The organism is Asticcacaulis sp. AND118, assembly GCF_020535245.1.
In the GTDB taxonomy this organism is placed as follows: Bacteria; Pseudomonadota; Alphaproteobacteria; order Caulobacterales; family Caulobacteraceae; genus Asticcacaulis.
This window is the reverse complement of record NZ_CP084910.1, coordinates 1,626,128-1,649,812: the sequence shown is the minus strand read 5'-3', so window position 1 is coordinate 1,649,812 and position 23,685 is coordinate 1,626,128. Positions and strand designations below refer to the sequence as shown.

20 protein-coding genes and 1 tRNA gene are annotated in these 23,685 nt (G+C 62.0%); 16 read left to right on the top strand and 5 right to left on the bottom strand.

All coding sequences use genetic code 11. From position 1 onward, the window contains the following. Nucleotides 1-40: 40 nt before the first annotated feature. On the top strand, nt 41-1,189 hold the full coding sequence (locus LH365_RS07890) for a DUF3089 domain-containing protein (RefSeq protein ID WP_226743117.1): 1,149 nt from the start codon (nt 41-43) through the stop codon (nt 1,187-1,189). A 10-nt stretch (nt 1,190-1,199) separates the two neighbouring features. Here LH365_RS07890 and recG read toward each other — a convergent pair whose 3' ends face one another. After that, nucleotides 1,200-3,266 carry an ATP-dependent DNA helicase RecG gene (recG, locus tag LH365_RS07885; RefSeq protein WP_226743116.1) on the bottom strand — a complete coding sequence of 689 codons (2,067 nt, stop codon included), beginning with the start codon at nt 3,264-3,266 and terminating at the stop codon, nt 1,200-1,202. Between the two features lie 76 nt (nt 3,267-3,342). Between recG and LH365_RS07880 the strand changes: the two genes are divergently transcribed. Further along, nucleotides 3,343-3,636: a succinate dehydrogenase assembly factor 2 gene (locus LH365_RS07880; RefSeq protein WP_226743115.1), complete on the top strand. Its 294-nt coding sequence runs from the start codon at nt 3,343-3,345 to the stop codon at nt 3,634-3,636. Beyond that, entirely contained in the window at nt 3,637-7,143 is a 3,507-nt protein-coding gene (gene mfd, locus LH365_RS07875) for a transcription-repair coupling factor (protein WP_226743114.1), read from the top strand. A gap of 56 nt (nt 7,144-7,199) precedes the next feature. Here mfd and LH365_RS07870 read toward each other — a convergent pair whose 3' ends face one another. Further along, entirely contained in the window at nt 7,200-8,534 is a 1,335-nt protein-coding gene (locus LH365_RS07870) for a diguanylate cyclase domain-containing protein (protein ID WP_226743113.1), read from the bottom strand. A 135-nt stretch (nt 8,535-8,669) separates the two neighbouring features. Further along, entirely contained in the window at nt 8,670-8,903 is a 234-nt protein-coding gene (locus LH365_RS07865) for a sulfurtransferase TusA family protein (RefSeq protein WP_226743112.1), read from the bottom strand. Nucleotides 8,904-8,988: 85 nt separating this feature from the next. Here LH365_RS07865 and LH365_RS07860 point away from each other — a divergent pair, with 85 nt between their 5' ends. Further along, nucleotides 8,989-9,618 carry a hypothetical protein gene (locus tag LH365_RS07860; protein ID WP_226743111.1) on the top strand — a complete coding sequence of 210 codons (630 nt, stop codon included), beginning with the start codon at nt 8,989-8,991 and terminating at the stop codon, nt 9,616-9,618. Nucleotides 9,619-9,658: 40 nt separating this feature from the next. On the opposite strand, the gene LH365_RS07855 is transcribed toward LH365_RS07860, so the two are convergent. Next, nucleotides 9,659-11,005 (bottom strand): mannanase, encoded by a 1,347-nt coding sequence (locus LH365_RS07855; protein ID WP_226743110.1) that lies wholly within the window; start codon nt 11,003-11,005, stop codon nt 9,659-9,661. Nucleotides 11,006-11,175: 170 nt separating this feature from the next. Between LH365_RS07855 and LH365_RS07850 the strand changes: the two genes are divergently transcribed. The 7 genes from LH365_RS07850 (at nt 11,176) to LH365_RS07820 (ending at nt 15,955) form a co-directional block, all read left to right on the top strand. Beyond that, a tRNA-Ser gene (locus LH365_RS07850) sits at nt 11,176-11,265 on the top strand. A 221-nt stretch (nt 11,266-11,486) separates the two neighbouring features. Then, a complete protein-coding gene (locus LH365_RS07845; protein ID WP_226743109.1) occupies nt 11,487-11,840 on the top strand; it encodes a DUF1304 domain-containing protein in 354 nt (117 codons plus the stop codon). A gap of 72 nt (nt 11,841-11,912) precedes the next feature. Further along, nucleotides 11,913-12,674 carry an SPOR domain-containing protein gene (locus LH365_RS07840; RefSeq protein WP_226743108.1) on the top strand — a complete coding sequence of 254 codons (762 nt, stop codon included), beginning with the start codon at nt 11,913-11,915 and terminating at the stop codon, nt 12,672-12,674. A 46-nt stretch (nt 12,675-12,720) separates the two neighbouring features. Next, nucleotides 12,721-13,359: a dTMP kinase gene (gene tmk, locus LH365_RS07835; RefSeq protein WP_226743107.1), complete on the top strand. Its 639-nt coding sequence runs from the start codon at nt 12,721-12,723 to the stop codon at nt 13,357-13,359. Between the two features lies 1 nt (nt 13,360). After that, nucleotides 13,361-14,371 (top strand): DNA polymerase III subunit delta', encoded by a 1,011-nt coding sequence (locus LH365_RS07830; protein ID WP_226743106.1) that lies wholly within the window; start codon nt 13,361-13,363, stop codon nt 14,369-14,371. Between the two features lies 1 nt (nt 14,372). Beyond that, entirely contained in the window at nt 14,373-15,149 is a 777-nt protein-coding gene (locus LH365_RS07825; protein WP_226743105.1) for a TatD family hydrolase, read from the top strand. Then, on the top strand, nt 15,146-15,955 hold the full coding sequence (locus LH365_RS07820) for an MBL fold metallo-hydrolase (RefSeq protein ID WP_226743104.1): 810 nt from the start codon (nt 15,146-15,148) through the stop codon (nt 15,953-15,955). The genes LH365_RS07825 and LH365_RS07820 overlap by 4 nt, the downstream gene beginning before the upstream one ends. A 272-nt stretch (nt 15,956-16,227) precedes the next feature. On the opposite strand, the gene LH365_RS07815 is transcribed toward LH365_RS07820, so the two are convergent. Next, complete coding sequence (locus LH365_RS07815) at nt 16,228-17,370, bottom strand: bifunctional 2-C-methyl-D-erythritol 4-phosphate cytidylyltransferase/2-C-methyl-D-erythritol 2,4-cyclodiphosphate synthase (protein WP_226743103.1); 1,143 nt, start codon at nt 17,368-17,370, stop codon at nt 16,228-16,230. Nucleotides 17,371-17,435: 65 nt separating this feature from the next. Between LH365_RS07815 and dusB the strand changes: the two genes are divergently transcribed. The 5 genes from dusB to hfq all read left to right on the top strand — a co-directional run bounded on the left by dusB (nt 17,436) and on the right by hfq (nt 23,680). Then, on the top strand, nt 17,436-18,419 hold the full coding sequence (gene dusB / locus LH365_RS07810; protein WP_226745462.1) for a tRNA dihydrouridine synthase DusB: 984 nt from the start codon (nt 17,436-17,438) through the stop codon (nt 18,417-18,419). Between the two features lie 186 nt (nt 18,420-18,605). Beyond that, nucleotides 18,606-20,816, top strand: coding sequence for a PAS domain-containing sensor histidine kinase (locus LH365_RS07805; protein ID WP_226743102.1), 2,211 nt, complete (start codon nt 18,606-18,608; stop codon nt 20,814-20,816). Next, the gene (locus tag LH365_RS07800) at nt 20,816-22,219 is read left to right on the top strand and encodes a sigma-54 dependent transcriptional regulator (RefSeq protein WP_226743101.1); all 1,404 of its coding nucleotides are present in this window, start codon (nt 20,816-20,818) and stop codon (nt 22,217-22,219) included. The genes LH365_RS07805 and LH365_RS07800 overlap by 1 nt, the downstream gene beginning before the upstream one ends. A gap of 157 nt (nt 22,220-22,376) precedes the next feature. Continuing rightward, the gene (locus LH365_RS07795) at nt 22,377-23,249 is read left to right on the top strand and encodes a D-amino-acid transaminase (protein ID WP_226743100.1); all 873 of its coding nucleotides are present in this window, start codon (nt 22,377-22,379) and stop codon (nt 23,247-23,249) included. A 182-nt stretch (nt 23,250-23,431) separates the two neighbouring features. Further along, nucleotides 23,432-23,680 (top strand): RNA chaperone Hfq, encoded by a 249-nt coding sequence (gene hfq / locus LH365_RS07790; protein ID WP_013480329.1) that lies wholly within the window; start codon nt 23,432-23,434, stop codon nt 23,678-23,680. The last annotated feature ends 5 nt before the right edge of the window (nt 23,681-23,685 follow it).

Sequence of the window (23,685 nt, the reverse complement as noted above, 5' to 3'; positions counted from 1 at the left end):
GGGGCCATGATGCCGGAGTTAGAGAATCCTGCAAACGCGAATGTCCGAGTCCGTCAAAAGCCGATTTTTAAGCCGCAAGCGCCTGTTCATGGGCGGCCTGTCCCTGCTGGCGGGGCTGTTCGTCGTGATGATCGCCGTCTTGTGGGGCGACGACATCATGCGCCACAATCTCGACCCCAAGGTGCCGTTTCAGACCTATCGCCCGCCGGCGGAAGCCGATTATCGCAAAGCCGAGGGCTGGTATCTCAATCCGGCGCTCAACGGTTTTGAGGTCCGCCGCAATCGCAATCATCAGAAGGTCGATGTCTTCTTCATCCATGCCACCAGTTTCGACGGCGGCAAGGACTGGCTGGGGCCGATAGACGATCCGGTGGCCAGCGACGAAGTCGTTCGCAACCAGTTGCCGAACTATGCCGGCCCCTTCGCCGCCATGGGCTATATCTATGCGCCGCGCTACCGTCAGGCCAGCCTCTACAGTCAGTTGACGCAGCGCGAGGATGCGCGGGAGGCGCGGCAATTTGCTTATGGCGACATCAATGACGCCTTCGACGCCTTCCTGGCGCAGCGACGCAATGGGGGCGGTTTTGTCATCGTGGGGGTCGAGCAGGGGGCGTTTCTGGCCCAAAGGCTGCTAAAAGAGCGGATTATGACCGATGAAACGCTGAAATCGGCGCTGGTGGCCGTCTACCTGATCGAGGCCCTGACCCCGGCTGACGATTTCGCCCCCGGCCAGCCTGTACCGGCCTGTCAGCAGCGCCGTCAGTTCGGTTGCGCCGTCGCCTATCTGAGCATTGATAATGGCCGTCCCGACCGGGCGCTGCAGGCCCAGCGCCGCGCCATGGAATGGACCCCGACCAGTATTATGGAGCCGCTCGACGGCAAGGCGCTGTGCGTCAACCCCCTGACGGGCGGTGTAACCGACGAAGAGGTCGAGGCCCGCCACAGTCTGGGGGCGGCCAACGCCACCGGGCTGGAATGGGGCACGACGCCGGCCCTGATCCCGCGAAAGGTCAGCGCCCGCTGTCGCGGCGACATTCTCTATGTATCGCGGCCTTCCGGCGATTCCTTCGACGTGGACGGTTCGTGGGCAGACAGCAAAAAAGTACGTCCATACAATCTATTCTATGCCGATCTTCAAGCAGACATTCAGGCGCGCTGGTTCGCCTGGCGCGGCGCCCAGCCGCATTAATCGACCCGAACTAGTCGACCTTGTCGGCGGCGTCCGGTCGCCAGTCGAAGAGATTGCGCAACACCTCAAGCGCCCTTTGTCGTTGAGGCGGGAACTGCGTCTCGTGCTGGAGGATGTATTGCGCGTCGCGAGAGGCCGTGGCGATGAGATCGGCATGCACGACCGGATCGACAAAGCGATAGGCCGGAAAGCCTGACTGACGCGCGCCCAGCAGATCGCCTTCGCCGCGCAGTTTCCAGTCCATCTCGGCAATCTCGAAGCCGTCTTCGGTCGTGCGCAGCAATTCCAACCGCGCTTTTGCGGCCTGACCCAATGGCATATCGTACAACAGAATGCAGGCGCTTTTGGCCGAACCTCGCCCGACACGGCCGCGCAACTGATGCAGTTGCGCCAGACCGAAGCGCTCGGCTTGTTCAATAATGATGATCGAAGCATTGGGCACGTCGATGCCGACCTCGACCACGGTCGTTGCGCAGAGCAGCGGCACTTCGCCGGAGGCAAACCGGGCCACAACATCTTCCTTTTCGGCGGAAGGCATACGGCCATGCACCAGCCCGACCTCGCGCCCCAGCGCCTCCTGAAGCGACTCGTGCCGGGCTTCGACGGCGATCAGATCGGACTCGGCGCTTTCCTCGACCAGCGGGCATATCCAGTAGGCTTGCGAGCCGGCTGCGATGGCCGACTTCAGCCGATCGAACACGTCAGACAAACGTGCACGGGGAATAACCGCCGTGTGGATCGGCTGCCGTCCGGCGGGCTTTTCATCCAGGACGCTGAGATCGGATTCACCGTATTGCGTCAGGGCCAGGGTGCGCGGGATGGGCGTCGCCGACATCGACAAATAATGGACGCTCTCGCCCTTGAGGAACAGACGTTGCCTTTGCCCGACGCCGAAACGGTGCTGTTCGTCGATAACACAGAATTGCAGGCTTTTGAAGTCGACGCCTTCCTGAAACACTGCATGGGTGCCGAAGACCATCACGATGTCACCCGAAGCCACGGCGGCGCGCTTGGCCTCGCGCTCCCTGCCCTTGTCCCGCCCGGTCATCAGTACGGCGGAAATGCCCAGGCCGCCAAGTATGGGCAGGGATTTTTCGTAATGCTGACGCGCCAGAATTTCGGTAGGGGCCATCATCACGCTCTGATGCCCGGCTTCGGCGACATCGATCATGGCCATCAGCGCCACCAGCGTCTTGCCGGAGCCGACATCGCCCTGGATCAGGCGGTTCATGCGCTCGCCGGCGCGCAGGTCGCCGCGAATATCGGCCAGCGCGCGTGCCTGAGCGCCGGTCAGGGCGAAGGACAGGGTGCCGAGCGCCTTATCGGCCCAGAGGTGTCGGTCGATGACCAGCGCGGGCGTCGCCTGACGGTGCTGCTTGCGCGCCTTCATGGCCAGTTGATGGGCCAGCGCCTCGTCATAGGCCAGTCGCTTTCGCGCCGGTGCGTCCGGCAGCAGGTCTGCCTCACGGGTCGGGGCGTGAGCGGACCGTAACGCATCCGAAAAACCGGAAACTTTGAGCCTCGTAATCGTCTCGGCATCGAGCCATTCGGGCAGGTCGGGCGCCATATGCAGACCCGCCTCGACGAAGCGCCGCATCAGGCGCGGCGACACAGCGGCGGTGGCCGGATAGACCGTCTCGAACAGGGGAATAGTGTCCTGTTTGTCCAGCGGCACGAGGTAGTCGGGGTGGTTCATCTGAAGCGACGAACCGAAGCTTTCGACCTTGCCGCTGATCCAGCGGCTTTCGCCCACCGGGTGCTGCTGCTCGAAGCCACGAATGGGATGGAAATAGGTCAGTTGCATCTGTCCGGTCTCGTCAAAGACCGTAATGCGCTGCGGCCCCTTCCCGGCGCTCTTGTGGTAACTGCCTATGGTGACGCACAGGGTCTGAACCTGCCCCACGCGGGCGTCGGCAATGCGACTGACGGGCCGGAAAATCAACTGGCTGGGCAGGGTGAACAGCAGGTCGCGCACATAGGGCCCCACATGCCTGATCAGATGCGGCGCAATTTTCGGCCCGACCCCTTTCAGGCCGGTCAAAGACGTGTAATAGGGGAACAAAATTTCCGGACGCATGCGCTCTTTCAAGCATCAAACCGTCTGAAAGAGAAGCGGGATTGCATCCGCAGGCGCCGTTAGAGACGGGAAAACCATGACCGACACTGTTGACGATCTCCATCAGGCCCGCTTGCGCAAGCTGTGGTTCCGCGCCTCTCGTCGCGGCTTCAAGGAGGCCGATATCATTCTGAGCCATTTCGCCGAAGAATATCTGCCGACCCTGACGCCGCAACAACTCGATATTTTCGAGGATCTTCTGGAGGCTCCGGATCAGGATCTGTACGGCTGGATCATCGAGCGCGATCCGGTTCCCGCAGAGCGCCAATCCGAAATTATGAATATGCTCAATCAGTATTATAAGACAGCTTACACAAAGCTTCAGAAATAAATGTCCGACATAGCCCGTATTACCACCGCCGCCGCCCGCCTGTCCCTGACTGGCTGCCCGCCGGGCTACGACAGTCTGGTGGCCGCTGATCTGACCCGCGCCGAAGGCCTCGCCCTGTTCGTGGCGCGCGATCATGGCCGCATGAACGCCATCGCCGAAGAACTGGCCTTCTATGCCCCGGAACTGGACGTGATTCGCTTTCCGGCCTGGGACTGCCTGCCTTATGACCGCGTCAGCCCCACGACCGGCCTGATCGCCCAGCGTATGAGCAGCCTGACACGCTTACAGGCTCTGAACGGCAAGCCCGCCAAACCCGTGCTGATTCTCACAACGTCGGCCGCCATGGCGCAGAAGGTGCCGCCGCGCGACGCCATGAGCGGCAGCCTGCTGTCGATCAAGCCGGGGCAGAGCATCGAGACCCGCGATCTGGAAGCCTATTTCACGCGCAACGGTTATAACCGCGTTTCGACCGTTTCCGAGCGCGGTGAATTTGCCGTGCGCGGCGGCATTATCGACGTTTTTTCGCCCAGCCAGGACGAACCGGTCCGCCTCGACTTCTTCGGCGATCAACTGGAATCGATCCGCACCTTCGATCCGGAAACCCAGCGCTCGCTGAAACAAATTCCGGCCATCGACTTCATGGCGGTCAGCGAGATACTGCTCGACGACAAGAGCATCAGCCGCTTCCGTCAGGGCTATCTCGAAAACTTCGGCGCGCCGGGCGACGACCCTATTTACGCCGCGGTGTCTTCGGGCATCCGCCGGCAGGGCGTCGAGACGCTGCTGCCGCTCTTTTATGAGCGCCTCGACAGTGTCTTCAACTACCTGCCGGCCCGGACCCTGATCCTGCTCGATGGACTGGCCGAGCAGGCCTTCGGCGAATGGCGCGATTCCGTACTCGATGCCTACGAGTCGCGCAAAGGCTCAGGCGATGCGCGGGTCATGGCCAAGGGCGCGGTGAAACTCGACAGCGGTTATCGCGCCCTGCCGCCCGGTCGCCTCTATCTCGATGAGGGCGAATGGCAGGCCGGACTGGACAAGGGCCGCGTGCGGCAATTCGAAACCTTCCAGCGCGACGACGCCACCGCCATTGACCTGGGGGCGCGTCAGGGCCGCAGCTTCGCGCCGGAGCGCCATCAGGACAGCGTCAACCTGTTCACCGCTGTGGCGGATCATGCCAAGGCCCTGTCGAAATCCGGCAAGCGCGTGCTGTTCGCGTCTTGGACCGAAGGCTCGTCCGACCGTTTGGGGGCCATGCTGGCCGATCACGGGCTGGACAAGACGCGACTGGCTGCGGACTATGCCGACGCCGTCAGTTTCGGTGTGGCCGGCACCAAGGCCAAGCCGATCCAGCGCGCCGTTCTGCCGCTAGATCAGGGCTTCGAGACCGAAACACTGGCGGTCATTTCGGAAACCGACATCTTAGGCGACAGATTAGCCCGTCCGCGTAAACGACGACGTGCTAACAATTTTCTGGCCGAAGCGTCATCCCTGTCGCAGGGCGATCTGGTCGTGCATATCGAACACGGCATCGGGCGGTACGAAGGGCTTAAAACGCTCAGCGTCAACGACGCGCCGCACGCCTGCCTCGAACTGCAATATGCCGCCGACGCCAAGCTGTACCTGCCGGTCGAAAATATCGACCTGCTGACACGCTACGGCGCCGATTCCGACACGGCGCAACTGGATAAGCTGGGTTCGGCCAGTTGGCAGGCGCGTAAATCCAAGGCCAAGGAAAAGCTGCGCGAGATGGCCGACGGCCTGATCCAGCTCGCCGCGGCACGGGCGCTCAAGACCGGTCAGCAGATCGATCCGCCATCGGGCCTGTACGACGAATTCTGCGCCCAGTTCCCTTACGAAGAGACGGAAGACCAGCTCAACGCCATCCACGACGTGCTGGACGACCTGTCCAAGGGGCATCCGATGGATCGCCTTATCTGCGGCGATGTCGGCTTCGGCAAGACCGAGGTGGCGTTACGTGCGGCCTTCGTCGTCGCCATGTCGGGCCAGCAGGTGGCGATCATCTGCCCCACGACGCTGCTGGCGCGTCAGCATTTCAAAACCTTCAGCCAGCGTTTCCAGGGCTGGCCCATCCGCGTCCGTCACCTGTCGCGCATGGTCACGCGCAAGGAGGCCGATGACACCCGCGACGGTCTGAAGAACGGCGAGGTCGAGGTGGTCATCGGCACCCACGCCCTGCTGTCGGAACAGGTCGGCTTCAAGGATCTCGGCCTCGTCATCGTCGACGAGGAGCAGCATTTCGGCGTCAAGCACAAGGAAAAGCTCAAGGCTTTCCGCGCCGATGTGCACATGCTGACCCTGTCGGCGACGCCCATTCCGCGCACCCTGCAGATGGCGCTTTCCGGCATTCGGGAAATGTCCATCATCGCCACGCCGCCCGTGGACCGTCTGGCCGTGCGCACCTATGTGCTGCCGTTCGATGCGGTGAGCGTGCGTGAAGCCCTGCTGCGCGAAAAGTATCGCGGCGGGCAGGCCTACTATGTCGTGCCGCGCCTGAAAGACCTTCCGGACCTCGAACGCTACCTGCGCGAACAGGTTCCCGAAGTGAAGTTCATCGTCGGTCATGGGCAGATGACCCCGACCCAGCTCGAAGAGGTGATGACCGCCTTCTATGACGGTCAGTACGACGTGCTGCTGGCGACCACCATCGTCGAGTCGGGGCTGGACGTGCCTACGGCCAATACGCTGATCGTGCATCGCGCCGACATGTTCGGTCTGGCGCAACTCTATCAGATCCGCGGACGCGTCGGTCGTTCCAAGACTCGTGCCTTCGCCTATCTGACGACCCAGCCGTACCAAATCTTAAGTGAAGCCTCAGAAAAGCGCCTGAAAGTGCTGCAATCCCTCGATAATCTGGGCGCAGGGTTTCAACTGGCCAGCCACGATCTTGATATTCGCGGCGGTGGAAATCTGCTGGGTAACGAGCAGTCCGGCCATATCCGTGAGATCGGCGTCGAACTTTATCAGCAAATGCTGGAAGACGCGGTCAACGAGTTGCGCAGCCGTGCCGACGAGCCGGTGACGGACAATCGCGGCTGGTCGCCGCAGATCAATGCCGGCGCCGCCGTCATGATCCCGGAAGACTATATACCCGACCTCAATATCCGCCTGTCGCTCTATCGTCGGGTGTCCGAGGCTGAAAAACGCGAAGATCGTGAAGCGCTGGCCGCCGAACTGATCGACCGCTTCGGCCCGATTCCGGAAGAGGCCGAACAGTTGCTGAAGGTTGTCGGTATCAAAGGCCTGTGCCGCGAGGCCAATGTCGCCAAAATCGATGTCGGTCCCAAGGGCGCGGTGATCAGCTTCCGCAACGATCAATTCAGCAATCCCATGGGTCTGATCGGTCTGATTCAGGCCAATCCGCAGGATTGGAAATTACGACCGGATCAGAAGCTGCTGGTGCGTGGCGAATGGCCTGAAGCCGCCGGGCGTCTGGCCGCGGCGGAAAAGATCATGACGCGACTGGCGGCCATCGCCGCCGGTTAAGCCCTTTCCGAAAAAGGGAAGGCACTTTCGGATTCAAAAGTGCGCCAAAACCAAAATTAGACCGCCTGATCGACGTCGTTGGGCGTCGAACGAATCTGCTGGGCGGCGCGCGTGAGCGCCTCGGCCACGGGTTCGCCTTCGATCAGTTCGGCCACGCCGACGTCGAATTCCACCACGAAGGGCGAACGACCCGGGCCGGCTTCAAAGGCCGTGCAGCTTATGACGGCGGCGATGCGCTCGCCGACAATGCGTGCGGCGCCTTCCGGTGTGGCGGGCAGGGCGAGGGCAAACACCTCTTCCGACAGGCGGCCCGCCGTATCTTCGGCACGGACGAGGCGCGAGATCATCGAACCGATCTGCGGCATGGCCCGCTCCAACGCCTTGCGCAACCGCGCCTGTGCGATTTCCGGATTTTCAGAAATTTTAAGCACGCAAACGCTCAAGGGCCGGTTGCGCTGGCTGGACGCCTTGGCCAGACGCGCCAGATGGGCCGCGAACAGGTCGCGCGTAAACAGACCCGTACCCTTATCCATGTAGGGGCTGTGGTTGACGGCTTCCAGCGCCTGTCGCGTATTGCTCTGGCGGCGGTAGGCGCGGGCCAGGCGCAGGACGCGATCGGCGATTTCGACCTCTTGTGCGCCCGGCGCAGAGACATCGTTCACGCCGCGCAGGAAGGCGTCACCCAGATCCAGTTCGACGGATTTCTGCAAACGCAGGAAGACCGGCGTATGGTAGAGCCGGGTATTACGCCGCATACCCGACGCGATCGACAAGGCTTCGGCGACCGATTCACGCCCCCACAAAACCACGGCATCGAAGGTCTTATCGTGAAGATAATCAAAGGCCGAATAGCTGGTGAAGGCTGCGTAAAGATCGACGCCGCGCGCGCGCAGGGTATGGCTGAGCGCGAGGAAATCAGGGTCTGCCGGCCCTACCGAAAGTATGGCCAGCGGCTTGTCGTCATCGCGCGGCGGTATGGCCAGCCCCAGCGCTGTCAGCGTCTCGTGCCGCAGGTCGTATTCTTCCTCGGCCACATTGGCGCGGACCATGTGCTCAAGACCCAGCACGATCTGCTGCGGGTGCGCCTCGCGGTCGTAGACCATGTCCCAGCCATCGGGGATATTGTATGGACCGCTGCGGGTGACCTGTACGATCGGCAGGCGGCGTGGCGCGCAGGCTTCGCGCAATCGGGTCACCAACTCGGCGGAACAGTCGGGGTGCGCGGCGTCGACCAGAACGGCTTCGATCTGAAGATCACCGATGCAGGCCAGGGCCGCGTCGGCGCGATAGGCCGTAATCGTGCGCCAGCCGAGCCGGTCCAGTTCGGCGCCCAGCCGCTCAGGCCATTGCTGATCCTTCGCCAGCAGCAAGACGCGCGCCTGAATGCTCAACTCACACTCCCTGAAAAACAGGCCCTGAAAACAGGTACATTCCCGCGCATTGATACTGCGGCGATCTGTCGCCTGACAAGCGACTTTGCAGGCTTAAACGATTCGTCCGGGCAAAGTGTAAACGCGCAGAAAGGTTTAACGGGAGATGACGAAGCGCCAGTGGTTGGCGTCGACCGCCGAAGACCGCAGTTGAAGGCCGTTCTGATTGCAGAAATGCGGCACGTCGATCTGGGCCATGGGGTCGTCGGCCAGCAGCACAACGGTCGTGCATGTGTGTTCGGCCAGAGCCTTTCTCAGACGCAGGGTCGGCACGGGACAGCGGTGGCCGCGCGCATCGATCAGCAGGGAAGGCGGTTCGGTCGGGTCCACAGCAGTCTCAAAAATGCCGTCTCAATCGCAGAGCCTTGGTGCATGCCGCCGAATCCGCGCAAAAGCAAGCCGAAGGAGACCTGTCATGCGCCTGCTTATCGCCATCCTTGCGCTGTTCACCGTGGCTTCGGGTGCGCGGGCGCAGATATCTTCTGAGCCCGATTTCTTCGCGCGCATCCGTATGGCCGGTTTTGAAGCGCCGGTGGAATTTCGCCGCACGGGCGCAAAGGTACGTGTCGATATGCTCAGCGGGGGCGTGACGCAAACCTATATCGCCGACCGCGACAAGGGTGTGTTGATCCACCTGACCGCCGCCGGCGGCAAACGCACGGCGCTGCTGTTCCCGATGGGGCGTGAACAGGCCTTATTGCCTCTGCCGCTCGATCTGGCGGCGCTGGAAGCCCGCGCCACGGTTCGTCCCGTCGGATCGAGCCTGATGGGCGGGCAGCCGTGCCGGACGGTGGAATTCAGCGGCTATCTCAATCAGTCGGGCATGGCCTGCGTCAACAGCGATGGCGTGCTGATGCAGATGACGCAGAAGGGCCGCAACGCCCCGTTGTTTCAGGTCGTCGCCTATGCGCGCGGGGTGCAGGACGCCAAATGGTTCGTCATTCCGCCGGACTATCAGACGGCCGTCCTGCCGGGTCTGGGCGGCGCATCGGAAGCCATCGGAAATGTGCTGCCCACCGAGCCGAAGCCTGCGATCAAAAAATAAGTTGGTCAGAGTATTAATCCAGCCAACTTAATGTATCGCATCAGGAGGCTTTGAACTCGCGGATATGCGCGGCGTGCTGGCGGATAAGGGCCTGCGTCGAGGTATCGGTATTGAACACGCTATACCAGCCCTGCGGCTCGTGCGGCGGGTCGCCGACATAGGCCGTTTCGCCGCGCAGCATCCAGTAGTCCCTATGCAGGGCGCGGCCCGCCCCGCCCCAGGCCCAGAAGTTTGAGCCCGATACCGGCCCGCCGGTCTTTACGGCGTCTTCGACAGCCTTATAGATCATACCGTAAAACTTGTCTTTCCAAACGGTTGGCGTGCCCGGCTCATATTTCACATCATCTCTGGGAAACCCGAACTCTTCAAAGACCAGAGGCTTGTTCATCGCCGTGGCGATACGAATATGATCGTCGATATATTTTTGGACCTTGACCGCACCAGCGTCGAAAGTGCTGGGCAGATCCTTGCCATCGACCCAGCTCCAGTTCTGCGGCCAGATATGCGCGGTCAGGTAGTCGATCTCCTTATGCGCATCGATGACGAACTGCTCGTTGCCGACGGCGCCCATCAGCCCTTCATGGCCCAGTGACACCAGATGATGCGGCGCCAATGAGCGGATGAGTTTCGCCGTCGATGAAATCCACGCCAGATATTGCGGCATCTGTGCGGCGGCGATGTCTGGACCGCCGCCCGGACGCGGCTCGTTGCTGAGTTGCCAGGCCATGATGGTGGCGTCGTCGCGATAGGGTTTCTTCGTGATCGCGTTGGTGCGCTTCAGCAGGAAGGTGACGTAGTCGTGGTACATGGCCACGGCCTTTTCATTGGCGTAGAAGCGCGAGCTGACATCGGCAAATTCGGGCCACGGGTGGGCCGGGTCGCCATTATTGATGTAGTGACCGGTCGTGTAATCCATATAGGCCATCATACCGCCCGACCATTCCCAGAAGTTGGTCAGATACAGCACGGCCTTCATGTCGCGCTTGCGCATCTCGACCAGCAGGTAATCGAGACCGGTCAGCAGTTGCTCGTTGTAATGGCCGCTTTCCCTGGTGCGGAAGGCCGGATCGAGCGAATTCTTCAGCGGCGACAGTTCGGAAGAGGCCAGTACGCGCAGATTGGTTACGCCCAGCGCCTTGAGATCGTCCAGTTCCTTGAGCAGGCGCTTGCGATCGCCGAACGCCGCGTCGGCGCCCAGATAGGCCCCGTACCAGATATTGGCCCCGACAAAACGGTAGGTTTCGCCCTTGAGCTTGAAGTGCGGGCCGTCGACCGTCACGAACTTATCGGCGGGCGCGGCGACGGCGCAGGCGCTGCTGAGCGCCGTCATGGCACCAAGGCTCAGCGAAGCGAGAAGGGCGCTGCGGCGGGAAAGGGATGCGGGCATGGGAATCCTTCCTGTTTTGTTTTCGTGTTGACGCTACCCTAACCCGGAATAATTATTTTTGAAATATTTATTCTATGTGTTGCTGTTTTTCCCGATGCCCGGCGTTTTATCCCCAGTCGCTATTGGCAATCTCAGAGCGTCACGATAGAAGCGCATTCCACTCAAGGCACGGACAGGTGGCCGAGTGGTTTAAGGCAGCGGTCTTGAAAACCGCCGTAGGTGGAAGCCTACCGTGGGTTCGAATCCCACCCTGTCCGCCATCATACGAAAAGACCGGCCCCAAAAGGGCCGGTCTTTTCGTATGATCGTCGGGGGTGGGGACTTGAACCCACGGGGATATGGGGTTCGAAAACCGGAGCGAAGCGCAGGTTTCGGCGGAGCGCAGCGAAGCCAATCCCACCCTGTCCGCCAAGCGTCAGGCACCTTGTCACCTTTTCGACTTCATCCTAGGTTCTCCACAACGACACAGGGGAGAACGCACATGATCACCACGCTTCTGATCGGGCTGGTGGCCCTGATCCACATCTACATCCTGATCCTTGAGATGTTCCTGTGGCAGAAACCGGCTGGTCTCAAAGCCTTTGGTCTCAAAAAGGAATTCGCCGCCCAGACCGCTACGCTGGCCGCCAATCAGGGGCTTTACAACGGCTTTCTGGCCGCCGGCTTGATTTATGGCCTGATAGAGGGCGCGCAAGGCCACGACTTCAAACTCTTCTTCCTGATCTGCGTGCTGATTGCCGGCCTCTATGGCGCAGCGACGGCCAGCCGCAAGATACTCTTCGTTCAGGCGCTACCCGCGGCGCTGGCGCTGATCGCACTGGGACTTAATCTCTAAAGACGATTAACCAAGCCTTTTCCATTTCTTTTTACCCTGTTTCGACGCAGAATGTGTCCAGCGGGGCGTTCCATGTCGATCACGGCTACCCATTTTCTGAAAAGGTCGCTGCAAATCCTTGCATTGGCGGGATTTTTGCTTCTGGCTGCCTGTACCGGCGGACCGAAATACAGCGCGCGCGGCGGCCCGGTTGTCGTCGAAAACGGACAGTATCGCAGCGCCAATCTGAGACCGTACAAGGTGCGCGGCGAAAATTATCGCCCCTATGTGCCCGATATCGGCGACACCCTGACCGGCACAGCGACCTGGTACGGGCACGAGTCCGGCAGCATGACCGCCACGGGCGAGCGTTTCGACCCCAACGCCATTTCCGCCGCCCATAAAACCTGGCCGCTGCCGTCGATCATCGAAGTGACCAATCTCGACAATGGCCGCAGCCTGCGCCTGAGGCTCAACGACCGCGGGCCGTTCGTCGACGATCGCCTGCTCGACCTGTCGAAGGGGGCGGCCAAGGCATTAGGGATGTACGAAGCGGGTATGGCGCGCGTGCGGATCAGGTTTCTGGGCCCGGCGGAACTGGGCGCACGCCCGACCTATGCCGCCGCGTCGCCGCAAACGGAGCCCGCGCAACGCTATCGCGTGCAGATCGGCGCTTTTGCCGAACGCGCCAATGCCGAACAGGTGCGTGAGGCGCTCACCGCCCGCATCGATGAGCGGCGTGGGCTCTACGTCGTCTCACTGGGGCCTTTCGAAGGCGCACAGAAGGCCGAGCTTTACCGTCAGCAGGTGCTGGCGGCGGGCTATTTCGACGCTATTTTGACGCGCGACGAGTAATTTAAGCCTTGTCTTGGGCTGCCGCTTGGCCGATGTATCGGCGGACATGACCGGCAGATTCATTACATTCGAAGGCGGCGAGGGCGCGGGCAAATCCACACAGGTCCGGGCGCTGGTGGCGCATCTGCGCGATCTGGGGCTGGAAGTCGTCCAGACGCGCGAGCCCGGCGGGTCCAGCGGTGCGGAAGCCTTACGCGAACTGCTGGTCACCGGCGAGACCGGGCGCTGGTCGCCGCTGTCGGAAACCCTGATGATGTATGCTGCGCGCGCCAACCATCTGGAGCAGGTCATCCGGCCGGCGCTGGAACGCGGCGCGTGGATCGTCTGCGATCGCTTTGCCGATTCCACCCGCGCCTATCAGGGGGCGGGCGGGGGCGTGACGCCGGACCTGATCGAAACCATCGACCGCGCCGTGGTCGGCGAGACGCAGCCTGATCTGGTGATCGTCATGGACATGCCGCCCGCCGCCGGTTTGCGACGCGCCCTGTCGCGGGGAGACGACGAAAACCGTTTCGAATCCAAGGGGCTGGCCTTCCACGAGCGCCTGCGCGAAGGCTTCCTGCGCCGCGCCGCCACCCACCCGCAGCGCTACCGCCTGATCGACGCCGACCGCCCGATCGAGGACATCAGGGTGAATATCTGGGCCGAAGTGTCCGACCGCTTTCCCGAACTGAAGGGAAGCTGACATGGCCGCAACCGAGGACGAAGCCGCCGTCGCCCATCCGCGGCAGGTCTTCGATTTCATCAATGGCGAAGCACAGGAAACGGCCTTTGTTGATGCCCTGTCGCGCGGCCGGCTGCACCACGCCTGGCTGCTGTGCGGGCCGGAAGGCGTGGGCAAGGCGACCTTCGCCTATCGCGCCGCGCGTTACCTGATGGGGCGTCAGCGCGACCGGGGTTATGGCATTCTCGGCATGTCGGAAGAGGACCCGGACGTGCGCCTGATCGTCGCCCAGTCGCACCCCGACCTGCTGGTGCTTGAGCGCGAGGAAAAGGACGGCAAGACGCGCAAAAACATCACCGTCGACGCCGTGCGCGAAGTCGGCGAGTTCTTTTCCAAAGCCCCGTCGCGTTCGGCCTATCGCGTGTGCATCGTCGATGCGGTGGACGATCTGAATATAAACTCTGCCAATGCCTTACTGAAAATTCTTGAGGAACCGCCTGAGCGTGGATTGCTGTTCCTCATCTCGCATTCGCCAGGAAAGCTGCTGGCCACCATCCGCTCGCGTTGCCGTCGCCTGGGGTTTTCGCCATGGGATGACGAAATGGTTCAGCGCTTCATCGATGCGCGGGCCGACCTCAGTCCCGAGCAGCTTGAACGGCTGGTGGTGATGGCCAAGGGCTCGCCCGGCAAGGGACTGAGACTGTGGGAAGACGGCGCGCTGGAGATGGATGAGTTGGCGGCGCGCCTTCTGTCGGACGCACCACCGGCGCGTTTCGATCTGCTGCCCTTGATGACGATGTTCAAGACCAATTCGTCCAGGATCGACGGCCCGAAGAAGTTCTCTCAGTTCATCGCCGCGCTTAGTGATCGCGTGCAGGAGCGGGCCCTCAGCGCCGATGTCCCGGCGCGCGGCCGTCAATGGTCGGAACTGTGGGTGAAACTCAGCACGGTCGTGGCGGAGACCGAAGGCGTCAATCTGGACCGCGGCGAATATTTCTGGTCCATCGTCAACGATATCAAGGCCCTCAGGTAACATGCTCATCGACAGCCACGTCAATCTCCATGCCCCGCAGTACGACGAAGACCGCAATGAGGTCATCCTTCGGGCGCGCGAATCCGGCGTAGGTCTGATGGTCAATATCTGCGACCGCGTGTCCAATTTCGAAGCCTGCTACGCTCTGGCGCAGCACGACGATATATGGGCCACCGTCGGCACGCACCCGCACGAGGCGAAGGAAAACCCCGGCCTCAGTGTTGCCGATCTACTCAAGCTGGCCGAGCGGCCCAAGGTGGTCGGTATCGGCGAATGCGGGCTCGACTTCCACTACGACTACAGCCCGCGCGACATTCAGGCCGCCGTCTTCCGCACCCACGTCCACGCGGCGCGCCAGAGCGGCCTGCCGCTGGTGGTGCACACCCGCGAAGCCGACGATGAAATGTGGGATATCCTGTCCGACGAACACGCCCAAGGGCCGTTCACCTTCCTGCTCCACTGTTATACGTCCGGCGCGGAACTGGCGAAAAAGGCCGCAGGGATAGGCGCTTATTTTTCGGTATCGGGCATCGCCACCTTCAAGGCGGCGCAGGACGTGCGCGACATCATCGCCGATATGCCGGGCGACCGCATCATCGTCGAAACCGACTGTCCATATCTGGCGCCCATCCCCATGCGCGGCCGGCGTAACGAGCCGGCCTACGTCACCCACGTCTATGACAAGCTGGCGGAGATCAGGGGCTGGACGCGCGAAGACACCATCGCCCGCACCACCGACGCCTTCTACAATCTGTTCAAACGGATACCTCGCCCATGATGCGGCTGAAGACCACCATACTGGGTTCAGGCTGCTCGACCGGCGTGCCGCGCGCCGACGGCTACTGGGGGCGCTGCGATCCGAACAATCCGAAAAACCGCCGCAGCCGCTGCTCGGCCCTGTTTCAGGTCTTCGATTCTTATGGTCCCGAAAGCGCGACCAATGTGGTGGTCGATACCGCGCCGGACTTCCGCACCCAGATCCAGCAAACGGGCATCGATCATCTCGACGCCGTACTGTGGACGCACGATCATGCCGATCAGACCCACGGCATAGACGATATGCGCGCCTTTGCCCTGCTGCGTAAAATGCAGGTGCCGGGCTATATGGACGCGGCGACGCGCGAAACGCTGCTGACGCGCTTCGGTTACGTCTTCGAGGGCAAGTTCGGCTATCCGCCCATCTGCGCGCCGATGGATTTGCCGGCCTTCGGTGAATCCTTCTATCTGACGGGTGAGGGGGGCGATGTGCCCGTCCTCACCTTTGATCAGGAACACGGCCCCATCCGTTCGGTAGGCTATCGTATCGGCGACGTGGCCTATTCCAGCGACATCAGCGGCCTGCCGGAAGAAAGCTTCGCGCACCTGAGCGGGCTGAAAGTGTGGATCGTCGACGCTCTGCGTTATGCGCCGCACCCGACCCACGCGCACCTCGATCTGGCGCTGGAATGGATCGCACGCGTCAGGCCTGAACGGGCGGTCCTGACCAACCTGCATCAGGAAATGGATTATGAGGAATTACGGGCGCAGCTCCCTGAGGGGGTCGTACCCGCCTATGACCAGATGGTCATTGAAAGCGATTTGTGAGGAGCCTGTTCGGGGTGGGTATCAAGGCTGAACACACAAAAAACACAGCTTAAAATGATCAAAATATGGCTTTAAAAAACAAAGCCACCCCGAACGTCTCCAATTGACCACAGAATGAGACGGACGTCACGTCAATATTTTTGCAAAGCAACATAGATAACTATGGATTGGCAAATTTGCCACACAAAATCATTCCAAGTTTTTGGAAAAATATTGATTTTATTGAATTTCGCAAAAATGTAAAATTGTGCACCGCATCAAAACGGGACAGGTCAGGGCAGGGTGATCAGACACACGGCCTGAGCGGCCAGCCCTTCTTCGCGCCCCGTAAAGCCCATTTTTTCGGTCGTCGTGGCCTTGATGCTCACGCGATCGGCCTCAACCGACAGGATTTCGGCGACGCGCTGACGCATCGATTCGCGGTGCGGCTTGATCTTGGGGCGTTCGCAGATCAGCGTCACATCGACATTGATGATCTCACCGCCCTTGGCGCGGATCAGTTCGACCGCATGTTTAAGGAACTGGTCGGAGGCCGCACCCTTCCACTGCGGATCGGTCGGTGGAAAATGGTCGCCGATGTCGCCCAGCCCGGCGGCGCCCAGAATAGCGTCGGTCAGGGCGTGCAGCCCGGCATCGGCGTCGGAATGACCGATCAGGGTTTGTTCATGCGTGATTTCCACACCGCACAGCCATACGCTTTCACCCGGACCCCAGCGGTGGGCGTCGAAGCCCTGACCGATACGCATCTGTTGAGCGGGCATGAAGGCCTCCAGGACGGCAAAATCTTCGGAATAGGTCAGTTTTTGCAGGCGTTGCGCGCCCTCGACGATTTCGACCTGAATACCGGCTGCGGCGGCGACCATGGCTTCGTCGGTGGCTTCGACATCGCCCGGCCACGCCGCATAGGCATCGGCAATGTCCTTCAGGCGGAAGGCCTGCGGGGTCTGGGCGCGCCACAGACCGGCGCGGGACGGGGCGTCGATGATGCGGCTGTCTTCGGCGCGTTTGAGCGAGTCGGTTACGGGCACCGCCAGAATGGCCGCGCGCGCTGTCTCCAGTCGGCTTAGCAGAGCTTCGATCCGTTCGACGGTCAGCAGAGGGCGCGCGGCATCGTGGATCAGCACGGCATCGAGTGGCGAAGCGGTCTCATGCAGGGCATTCAGGCCGTTCTGCACCGACAGGGCGCGGGTGGCACCGCCCGGCACGATCCGCACGCGGTCCACCGACTGAAGAGTCAGGGTGGCGTGATCGAGGTCGTCACGCGGCACGACGACGATGATTTCGGAGGCACCGGCATCGGCAAAAGCCTCGATCGACCAGCACAGGACCGGCTTGCCACGCAGAGGCATCCATTGCTTCTTGCCGCCCGATCTCTGGCCCGATCCGCCGGCGACGATAATCGCGTTGAAAGTCATGCACGTGTCTTAGTCGCGCCCCGGCCATTGCGTAAAGAGGGGTTCGCGGTTATTTCGCCTCCATGATCGCTCAGTCCCTCAAAATCGGAGATGTCGAGATCGCTGGGCGCGCCCTGATCGCGCCCATGACCGGCGTGTCCGATCTGCCGTTCCGGCGCATGGCGTCGAAGCTGGGGGCCGCCTACGCCGCGACCGAGATGGTGGCGTGCGCCGAACTGGAGCGCGGACGTCCGGACGTGGTGCGCAAATTCGCTCTGGGCGAGCACGCCGGGCTGAAGATCGTGCAACTGATCGGCAAGGACCCTGACTTTATCGCCCGCGGCGCGGCTCTGGCCGAAGCGTCCGGCGCCCATATCGTCGATCTCAATTTCGGCTGCCCGGCCAAGGAGGTCACCGGCGTTCTGTGCGGTTCGGCCCTGATGCGCGACTTCGATGCCGCCAGCCGCCTGATGGAGGCCGCCGTCAGCGCCACGTCGCGGCCCGTCACGGTCAAGATGCGCATGGGCTGGGACGATGGCAGCCGCAATGCACCGGAACTGGCCCGCTGCGCCGAGGCCATCGGCATCAAGGCCGTGACGGTGCATGGCCGCACGCGTCAGCAATTTTACAAAGGCAAGGCCGACTGGGCCTTCGTCAGGCAGGTCAAGGCCGCCGTCTCCATCCCGGTCATCGTCAATGGCGATATCACCGATGGCCAGAGAGCGCGTGAGGCGCTGGGGCAATCCGGCGCGGACGGGCTGATGATCGGGCGCGGCGTCTACGGCCGGCCGTGGCTGGCGGCGCATCTCGACTCTCACCTCAGGGGCGTCGAAAGCCGCGAACCGTCGGGTCACGCGCGATATGAACTGATCGTCGAGCACTTGCAGGATAGCCTCAGCTTCTACGGACGCGAACTGGGCCTCAAGATGTTCAAGAAGCATCTGGGGTGGTATATCGAAGCCGGTGATTATTGCGATGACCCCGTCGCCCGTCGTCAGGACAAGGCGCGCCTGTGTCGTCTGGATGACGACACCCATATCGAGCGTGAGTTGAACGCCCTTTTCTGCTGACACCTCTGAGGCGAATCTGAAAACATTTTGTGATCAGGCGGCGGTAAATTTGCCGCATTCCTGCAACATTGATGTTGATATTCAGACACAGTAGTGCGCAAATGCCACCCGCTATTGTGGCCTCTGGGAAACTGGGTCTTGAAAGACACAAGCATCAGGCGACGTTTCGGCCTTTGGTGGGCCCGGATGACGCGCGGGCTGAAAAACGCCAGCCGCGGCCGTCTGGCCATGGTCGGCGCCTATGCCCTGTCGGCCCTGATGACGGCGTTCATCATCTGGATCATCATTACCGCGCCCGGGGCCGGGCCTCTAGGGCCCTCCAGCGTCTTTCTGTTCAGCCTCGTCTGCCTGAACCTCGCCTTTCTGCTGGGCCTCAGCTTCTTCGTACTCAGGCGCGTGCTGCAACTGGCCAGATCGCGCGCCAAGGACGCCGGGACGCGGCTGCACGTGCGCTTTGTGACCCTGTTCGCGCTGGCGGCGGTGACGCCGGCCTTTGTCGTGGCCCTGTTCTTCGGCGTGCTGGTCAATCGCGGCGTGGAGACGTGGTTCTCCGACCGCGTGCAGTCGTCGGTCGAAAACAGCGCCGATATCGGCGCGGCCTTTGTCGAAACCCAGACCAAGTCGGCATCGGACACCCTGACCGATGTCGCCCGCGACCTGCAACGGCCCGAATTGATCCGCATGTTTTCGGAACGCCTCAGCTTTTCGCAGGCCCTGCGCGAACTGATCTCTATTCGCGGCGAACTGACGGCCATCTACATTATCGATGACGGCGGGCAGGTCTTGGCGCGCGCCGAAAACCCCGGTGCGCCGCCCTATCTGGCCCCCAATCAGGTGGCGGTCGACACCGCCAATGAAGGCGATGTCGGCGGCGGCATCTTCGCTTCGCCCGACACCATCCGCATGATCTACCCGCTGCAGGGCTATAATGGCGCCAAGCTTTACGGCATCAAGGTTCTGCGCCCCGGCATCGTCGCCAAGGTCTACAGCGCGCAACAGGCCATCGAGGCCCTGCGCGAGTCGGCCAAGAACTCGGTTCGCGTTCAGGGCGTGTTCGCCCTGGCCTATATGGAGACCGTGCTGCTGGTGCTGATCGGGGCCATCTGGGTCGGCACCTCGGCGGCGGATTCGATCGCCGTGCCTGTGGCGCGACTGGTGCAGGCGGCGGACAAGGTGGCCTCCGGCGATCTAAATGCCCGCGTCATGACCGACAAGCAATCCGAGGACATCGCCGTCCTGTCGCGCGCCTTCAACCGCATGACCAGCGACCTGCAAAGTCAGCAGGCCGCCTTGAAATCGGCCAATGAAGAGGCCGAGGAGCGGCGTCGCTTCATCGAAACCGTACTGTCGGAAATTTCGGCGGGCATTATCGGCATCGACGAACACGAACAGATTTCGGCCATCAACCGCCACGCCGCCAACTTCCTCTCCATCCCGACCGAGGATTCGCTGGGGCAGCATATCCGCGAACTGGCTCCTGAAATCTGCGAGCTGCTCGACAAGGTCACCCCGCACAAGGTGGAAGAGGCCGAGGTCGATCTGGTGCGCAAAGGCGACACGCGCCGCGTCCGCGTCCGCGCTTCGTCGCTCGATACCGGCGGCGCGGTTCTGACCTTCGACGACATTACGCGACTGGTGGCCGCCCAGCGTAACGCCGCCTGGAAAGATGTGGCGCGCCGCATCGCGCACGAGATCAAGAACCCGCTGACGCCGATCCAGCTTTCGGCGGAACGGCTCAAGCGCAAGTACCGCGCCCAGATCGAAACGGATGGCGAGACCTTCGACCGTCTGACCGACACCATCGTGCGTCAGGTCGGCGATATCGGGCGCATGGTCGATGAGTTTTCGGCCTTTGCGCGGATGCCCGTGCCGAATTTCGCCGAAGAAGACGCCGCCGAACTGATCCGGCAGGTGGTCTTTTCCCAGCGCGTGGCCAAGCCCGACGTGCAGATCGACATTATCGAGCCCCTTCCGGAGGTCACCGTGGTTTGCGACGGTCGACTGCTGGCGCAGGCGCTGGGCAATGTGCTGAAAAACGGCGGCGAGGCCATCGTGTCAAAGCACCTGGCGCAAGGGGGCGGCGAGGGCGGCCAGATGCGCGTCGAAATGCACCTCAGCGACGGCTTCCTGACCATCGAAATCGAGGACGACGGCATCGGCCTGCCCGATAAGGACCGCGACCGTCTGACCGAACCTTACGTAACCACGCGCGAGAAGGGGACGGGGCTCGGCCTCGCTATCGTCAAGCGCATTCTGGAAGATCATGGCGGCGAGTTCTATCTTGCTGACGCCGTCCATCTGAGCGGGGCCCGGGCCGTATTGCGGCTTCCCAAGACCCAGGCCGCGCCTCAAACCAATGAGGCCCCCGACAGCGGGGCCAGACTGATGAGGGTGTGATGAAGGTATCATCTGGCGTAGATATTCTGGTGGTCGACGACGAGGCCGATATCCGCGAACTGATCGCGGGCATCCTCGAAGACGAAGGCTATTCGGTGCGGACCGCCGCCGATTCCGGCGCGGCGCTGCGGGCGATCAAGGCGCGCAAGCCGTCGCTCTGTGTGCTCGACATCTGGATGCAGGGCGGCGGGCTTGACGGTCTGGAACTGCTCGACGTCATTCGCGAGCTTGATCCCGATATCCCGGCCATCATGATTTCCGGCCACGGCACGATCGAAACCGCCGTGTCCGCGATCAAACGCGGCGCCTACGATTTTATCGAAAAGCCATTTAAAACCGAACGCTTGATCATGGTGGTTCAGAGAGCGCTTGAAATGGCCTCGCTGCGTCGTGAAAACCGCCGCCTGCGGGGTCAGGCCGTGGTGCCGGACGGTCTGATCGGCAATTCCGCGGCGGCGCAGCTTCTGCGCACGACCATCGCCAAAGTGGCCCCTGCCAATTCGCGCATCATGATTTCCGGTCCCGCCGGTTCGGGTAAGGAACTGGTGGCGCGCATGATCCACGAAGCCAGCCCGCGCGCGCGCTGTGAATTCGTGCCGATTTCCTCGGCCGGTGTCACCCCCGAACGCCTCGATGTCGAACTGTTCGGCGAAGAGGGCGAAGAAGGCCGTCCGCGCAAGATCGGCGTGTTCGAGCGCGCGCACGGCGGCACCCTGTTCCTCGACGAAGTGGCCGACATGCCTATGGAGTCGCAGAGCCGCATCCTGCGCGTGCTGGTCGAACAGCGCTTCGTGCGCGTCGGCGGCGTCAACGACGTGCAGGTCGATGTGCGCGTCATTTCGTCGACCTCCAAGGATCTCCAGCAGGAAATCGCCGCCGGGCGTTTCCGCGAAGACCTGTTCCACCGCCTGAACGTGGTGCCGGTGCGCGTGCCGGGCCTGTCCGAGCGGCGCAGCGACATCGCCGAACTGGTCAATTACTTCATCGAACGCATCGCCCGCGCTCAGGGCCTGCCCAGGCGCAACCTCTCCGAGGACGCCATGGCGACGCTTCAAGTGCACGAATGGCCGGGCAATGTGCGCCAGCTACGCAACAATATCGAGCGCCTGCTGATTCTGGCTTCCGGCGATCCGTCCGAGCCGATCACCGCCCAGATGCTGCCGGCGGAGGTCGTTGAATCGGCGGTAGCCGGCGCCATCCGCCCGGAGCGCATCATCGCCCTGCCGCTGCGGGATGCGCGCGAAGTGTTCGAACGCGAATACCTGTCTTCGCAGATCGTGCGCTTCGGCGGCAATATCTCGCGCACGGCCAACTTCATCGGCATGGAGCGTTCGGCGCTGCACCGCAAGTTGAAGTCGCTGGGACTGGCGCATATTCGCGGCGTTGAGGACGAAGAAGTGTAAGGTGAGGGTCCAGTTGGCCCCTCAACCCCAAAACTTGTCCATTGCGTTGCTGATTGCGCGCGAATAGTTAGGGGGACAAGGGGCCTGCGGCCCCTTGAATCCTTAGTTTCTTTGGGGGCCTGTGGCCCCTTGAAGTCTTCCATCTAACGAGCCTTCCATGTCCCGCATTGCCTATGTGAACGGTGCCTATACGCGCCACGCCGACGCCGCCGTGCATATCGAGGATCGCGGCTATCAGTTCGCCGACGCCGTCTATGAGGTGTGGTCGGTTTTCGGCGGGCAACTGGCCGATCTGTCGGGGCACCTGAACCGTCTGGAGCGCAGCCTTCGCGAACTACACATCCACATGCCGATGCCGCGCGCGTCGCTGGTGGTCGTGCTGAACGAGGTCGTCCGCCGCAACCGCATCACCGAAGGTCTGGTCTATCTTCAGGTCAGTCGTGGTGTCGCCGCGCGCGACCATTTCTTCCCGGCGGAACCGGTCAAGCCGGCGCTGGTCATAACCGCCAAGCCGGTCGATCGCGTGGCATCGGAGGCCAAGGCGCGTAAAGGCATCCGCGTGGTTTCGGCGCCGGATAACCGCTGGGGCCGCTGCGATATCAAGACGGTCGGCCTGCTGCCCAACGTACTGGCCAAACAGGCCGCGCGCGAGGCCGGCGCATCGGACGTGATCTTTGTCGATGCCGAAGGTTTTGTCACCGAAGGCGGCTCGGCCAATGTCTACATCGTTACGGCGGAGGGCGAGGTGAAGACGCGCAGCCTGCGCGCCAACATCCTGCCGGGCGTGACGCGGATCAGCCTGCTGGATATTCTGCGTGAGCAGGGCGTCGATGCGTCAGAGGGGGCGTTCACGCTGGAAGAGGCCAAGCGCGCGAAGGAAGCCTTTCTGTCGGCGGCCTCGACCTTCGTCATGCCGATCGTACAGATCGATGACGCGGTAATAGGCGAGGGTCAGCCCGGCGAAGTGGCGCTGAGGCTGCGCGACGCCTATATAGAGCGGGCAAAACGTACGGCGGGCATCGAAGACTAAGCGGCGCGTTTTTCACCGAAACATTATTTTACGTTCTATTCGGTTGAATTGTCGGGCTATTGTCGCTTATGATACTTCACGAAATTATGTACGCCTGTGCGTTGTGATTTCGTGACTTTTGCTTATGTCTGTGTGTGGGGGCCTTATGGCGCCTCGCAATGTCAAACAAGAAGGGCGACTAAATGTCCCACGAAAAGAAACAAAACCTGCAGGACACGTTCCTCAACAGCGTTCGTAAATCCAAAACCCCGCTCACCATCTTCCTGATCAACGGCGTCAAGCTTCAGGGCATTGTCAGCTGGTTCGATAATTTCTGCGTGCTGCTGCGCCGCGACGGTCAGTCGCAACTGGTCTATAAGCACGCGATCTCGACCATCATGCCCGCCGCGCCGGTGCAACTGTACGAGCAGGAAGAAGACTCGGACGATTAAGTCGT

Excerpts from the sequence above, each read along its gene's own strand:
- LH365_RS07890 (WP_226743117.1), top strand. The coding sequence starts at position 41 with ATGTCCGAGTCCGTCAAAAGCCGATTTTTAAGCCGCAAGCGCCTGTTC.
- recG (WP_226743116.1), bottom strand. The coding sequence starts at position 3,266 with ATGCGTCCGGAAATTTTGTTCCCCTATTACACGTCTTTGACCGGCCTG.
- LH365_RS07880 (WP_226743115.1), top strand. The coding sequence starts at position 3,343 with ATGACCGACACTGTTGACGATCTCCATCAGGCCCGCTTGCGCAAGCTG.
- mfd (WP_226743114.1), top strand. The coding sequence starts at position 3,637 with ATGTCCGACATAGCCCGTATTACCACCGCCGCCGCCCGCCTGTCCCTG.
- LH365_RS07860 (WP_226743111.1), top strand. The coding sequence starts at position 8,989 with ATGCGCCTGCTTATCGCCATCCTTGCGCTGTTCACCGTGGCTTCGGGT.
- LH365_RS07855 (WP_226743110.1), bottom strand. The coding sequence starts at position 11,005 with ATGCCCGCATCCCTTTCCCGCCGCAGCGCCCTTCTCGCTTCGCTGAGC.
- LH365_RS07845 (WP_226743109.1), top strand. The coding sequence starts at position 11,487 with ATGATCACCACGCTTCTGATCGGGCTGGTGGCCCTGATCCACATCTAC.
- LH365_RS07840 (WP_226743108.1), top strand. The coding sequence starts at position 11,913 with ATGTCGATCACGGCTACCCATTTTCTGAAAAGGTCGCTGCAAATCCTT.
- tmk (WP_226743107.1), top strand. The coding sequence starts at position 12,721 with ATGACCGGCAGATTCATTACATTCGAAGGCGGCGAGGGCGCGGGCAAA.
- LH365_RS07830 (WP_226743106.1), top strand. The coding sequence starts at position 13,361 with ATGGCCGCAACCGAGGACGAAGCCGCCGTCGCCCATCCGCGGCAGGTC.
- LH365_RS07825 (WP_226743105.1), top strand. The coding sequence starts at position 14,373 with ATGCTCATCGACAGCCACGTCAATCTCCATGCCCCGCAGTACGACGAA.
- LH365_RS07820 (WP_226743104.1), top strand. The coding sequence starts at position 15,146 with ATGATGCGGCTGAAGACCACCATACTGGGTTCAGGCTGCTCGACCGGC.
- LH365_RS07815 (WP_226743103.1), bottom strand. The coding sequence starts at position 17,370 with ATGACTTTCAACGCGATTATCGTCGCCGGCGGATCGGGCCAGAGATCG.
- LH365_RS07805 (WP_226743102.1), top strand. The coding sequence starts at position 18,606 with ATGACGCGCGGGCTGAAAAACGCCAGCCGCGGCCGTCTGGCCATGGTC.
- LH365_RS07800 (WP_226743101.1), top strand. The coding sequence starts at position 20,816 with ATGAAGGTATCATCTGGCGTAGATATTCTGGTGGTCGACGACGAGGCC.
- LH365_RS07795 (WP_226743100.1), top strand. The coding sequence starts at position 22,377 with ATGTCCCGCATTGCCTATGTGAACGGTGCCTATACGCGCCACGCCGAC.
- hfq (WP_013480329.1), top strand. The coding sequence starts at position 23,432 with ATGTCCCACGAAAAGAAACAAAACCTGCAGGACACGTTCCTCAACAGC.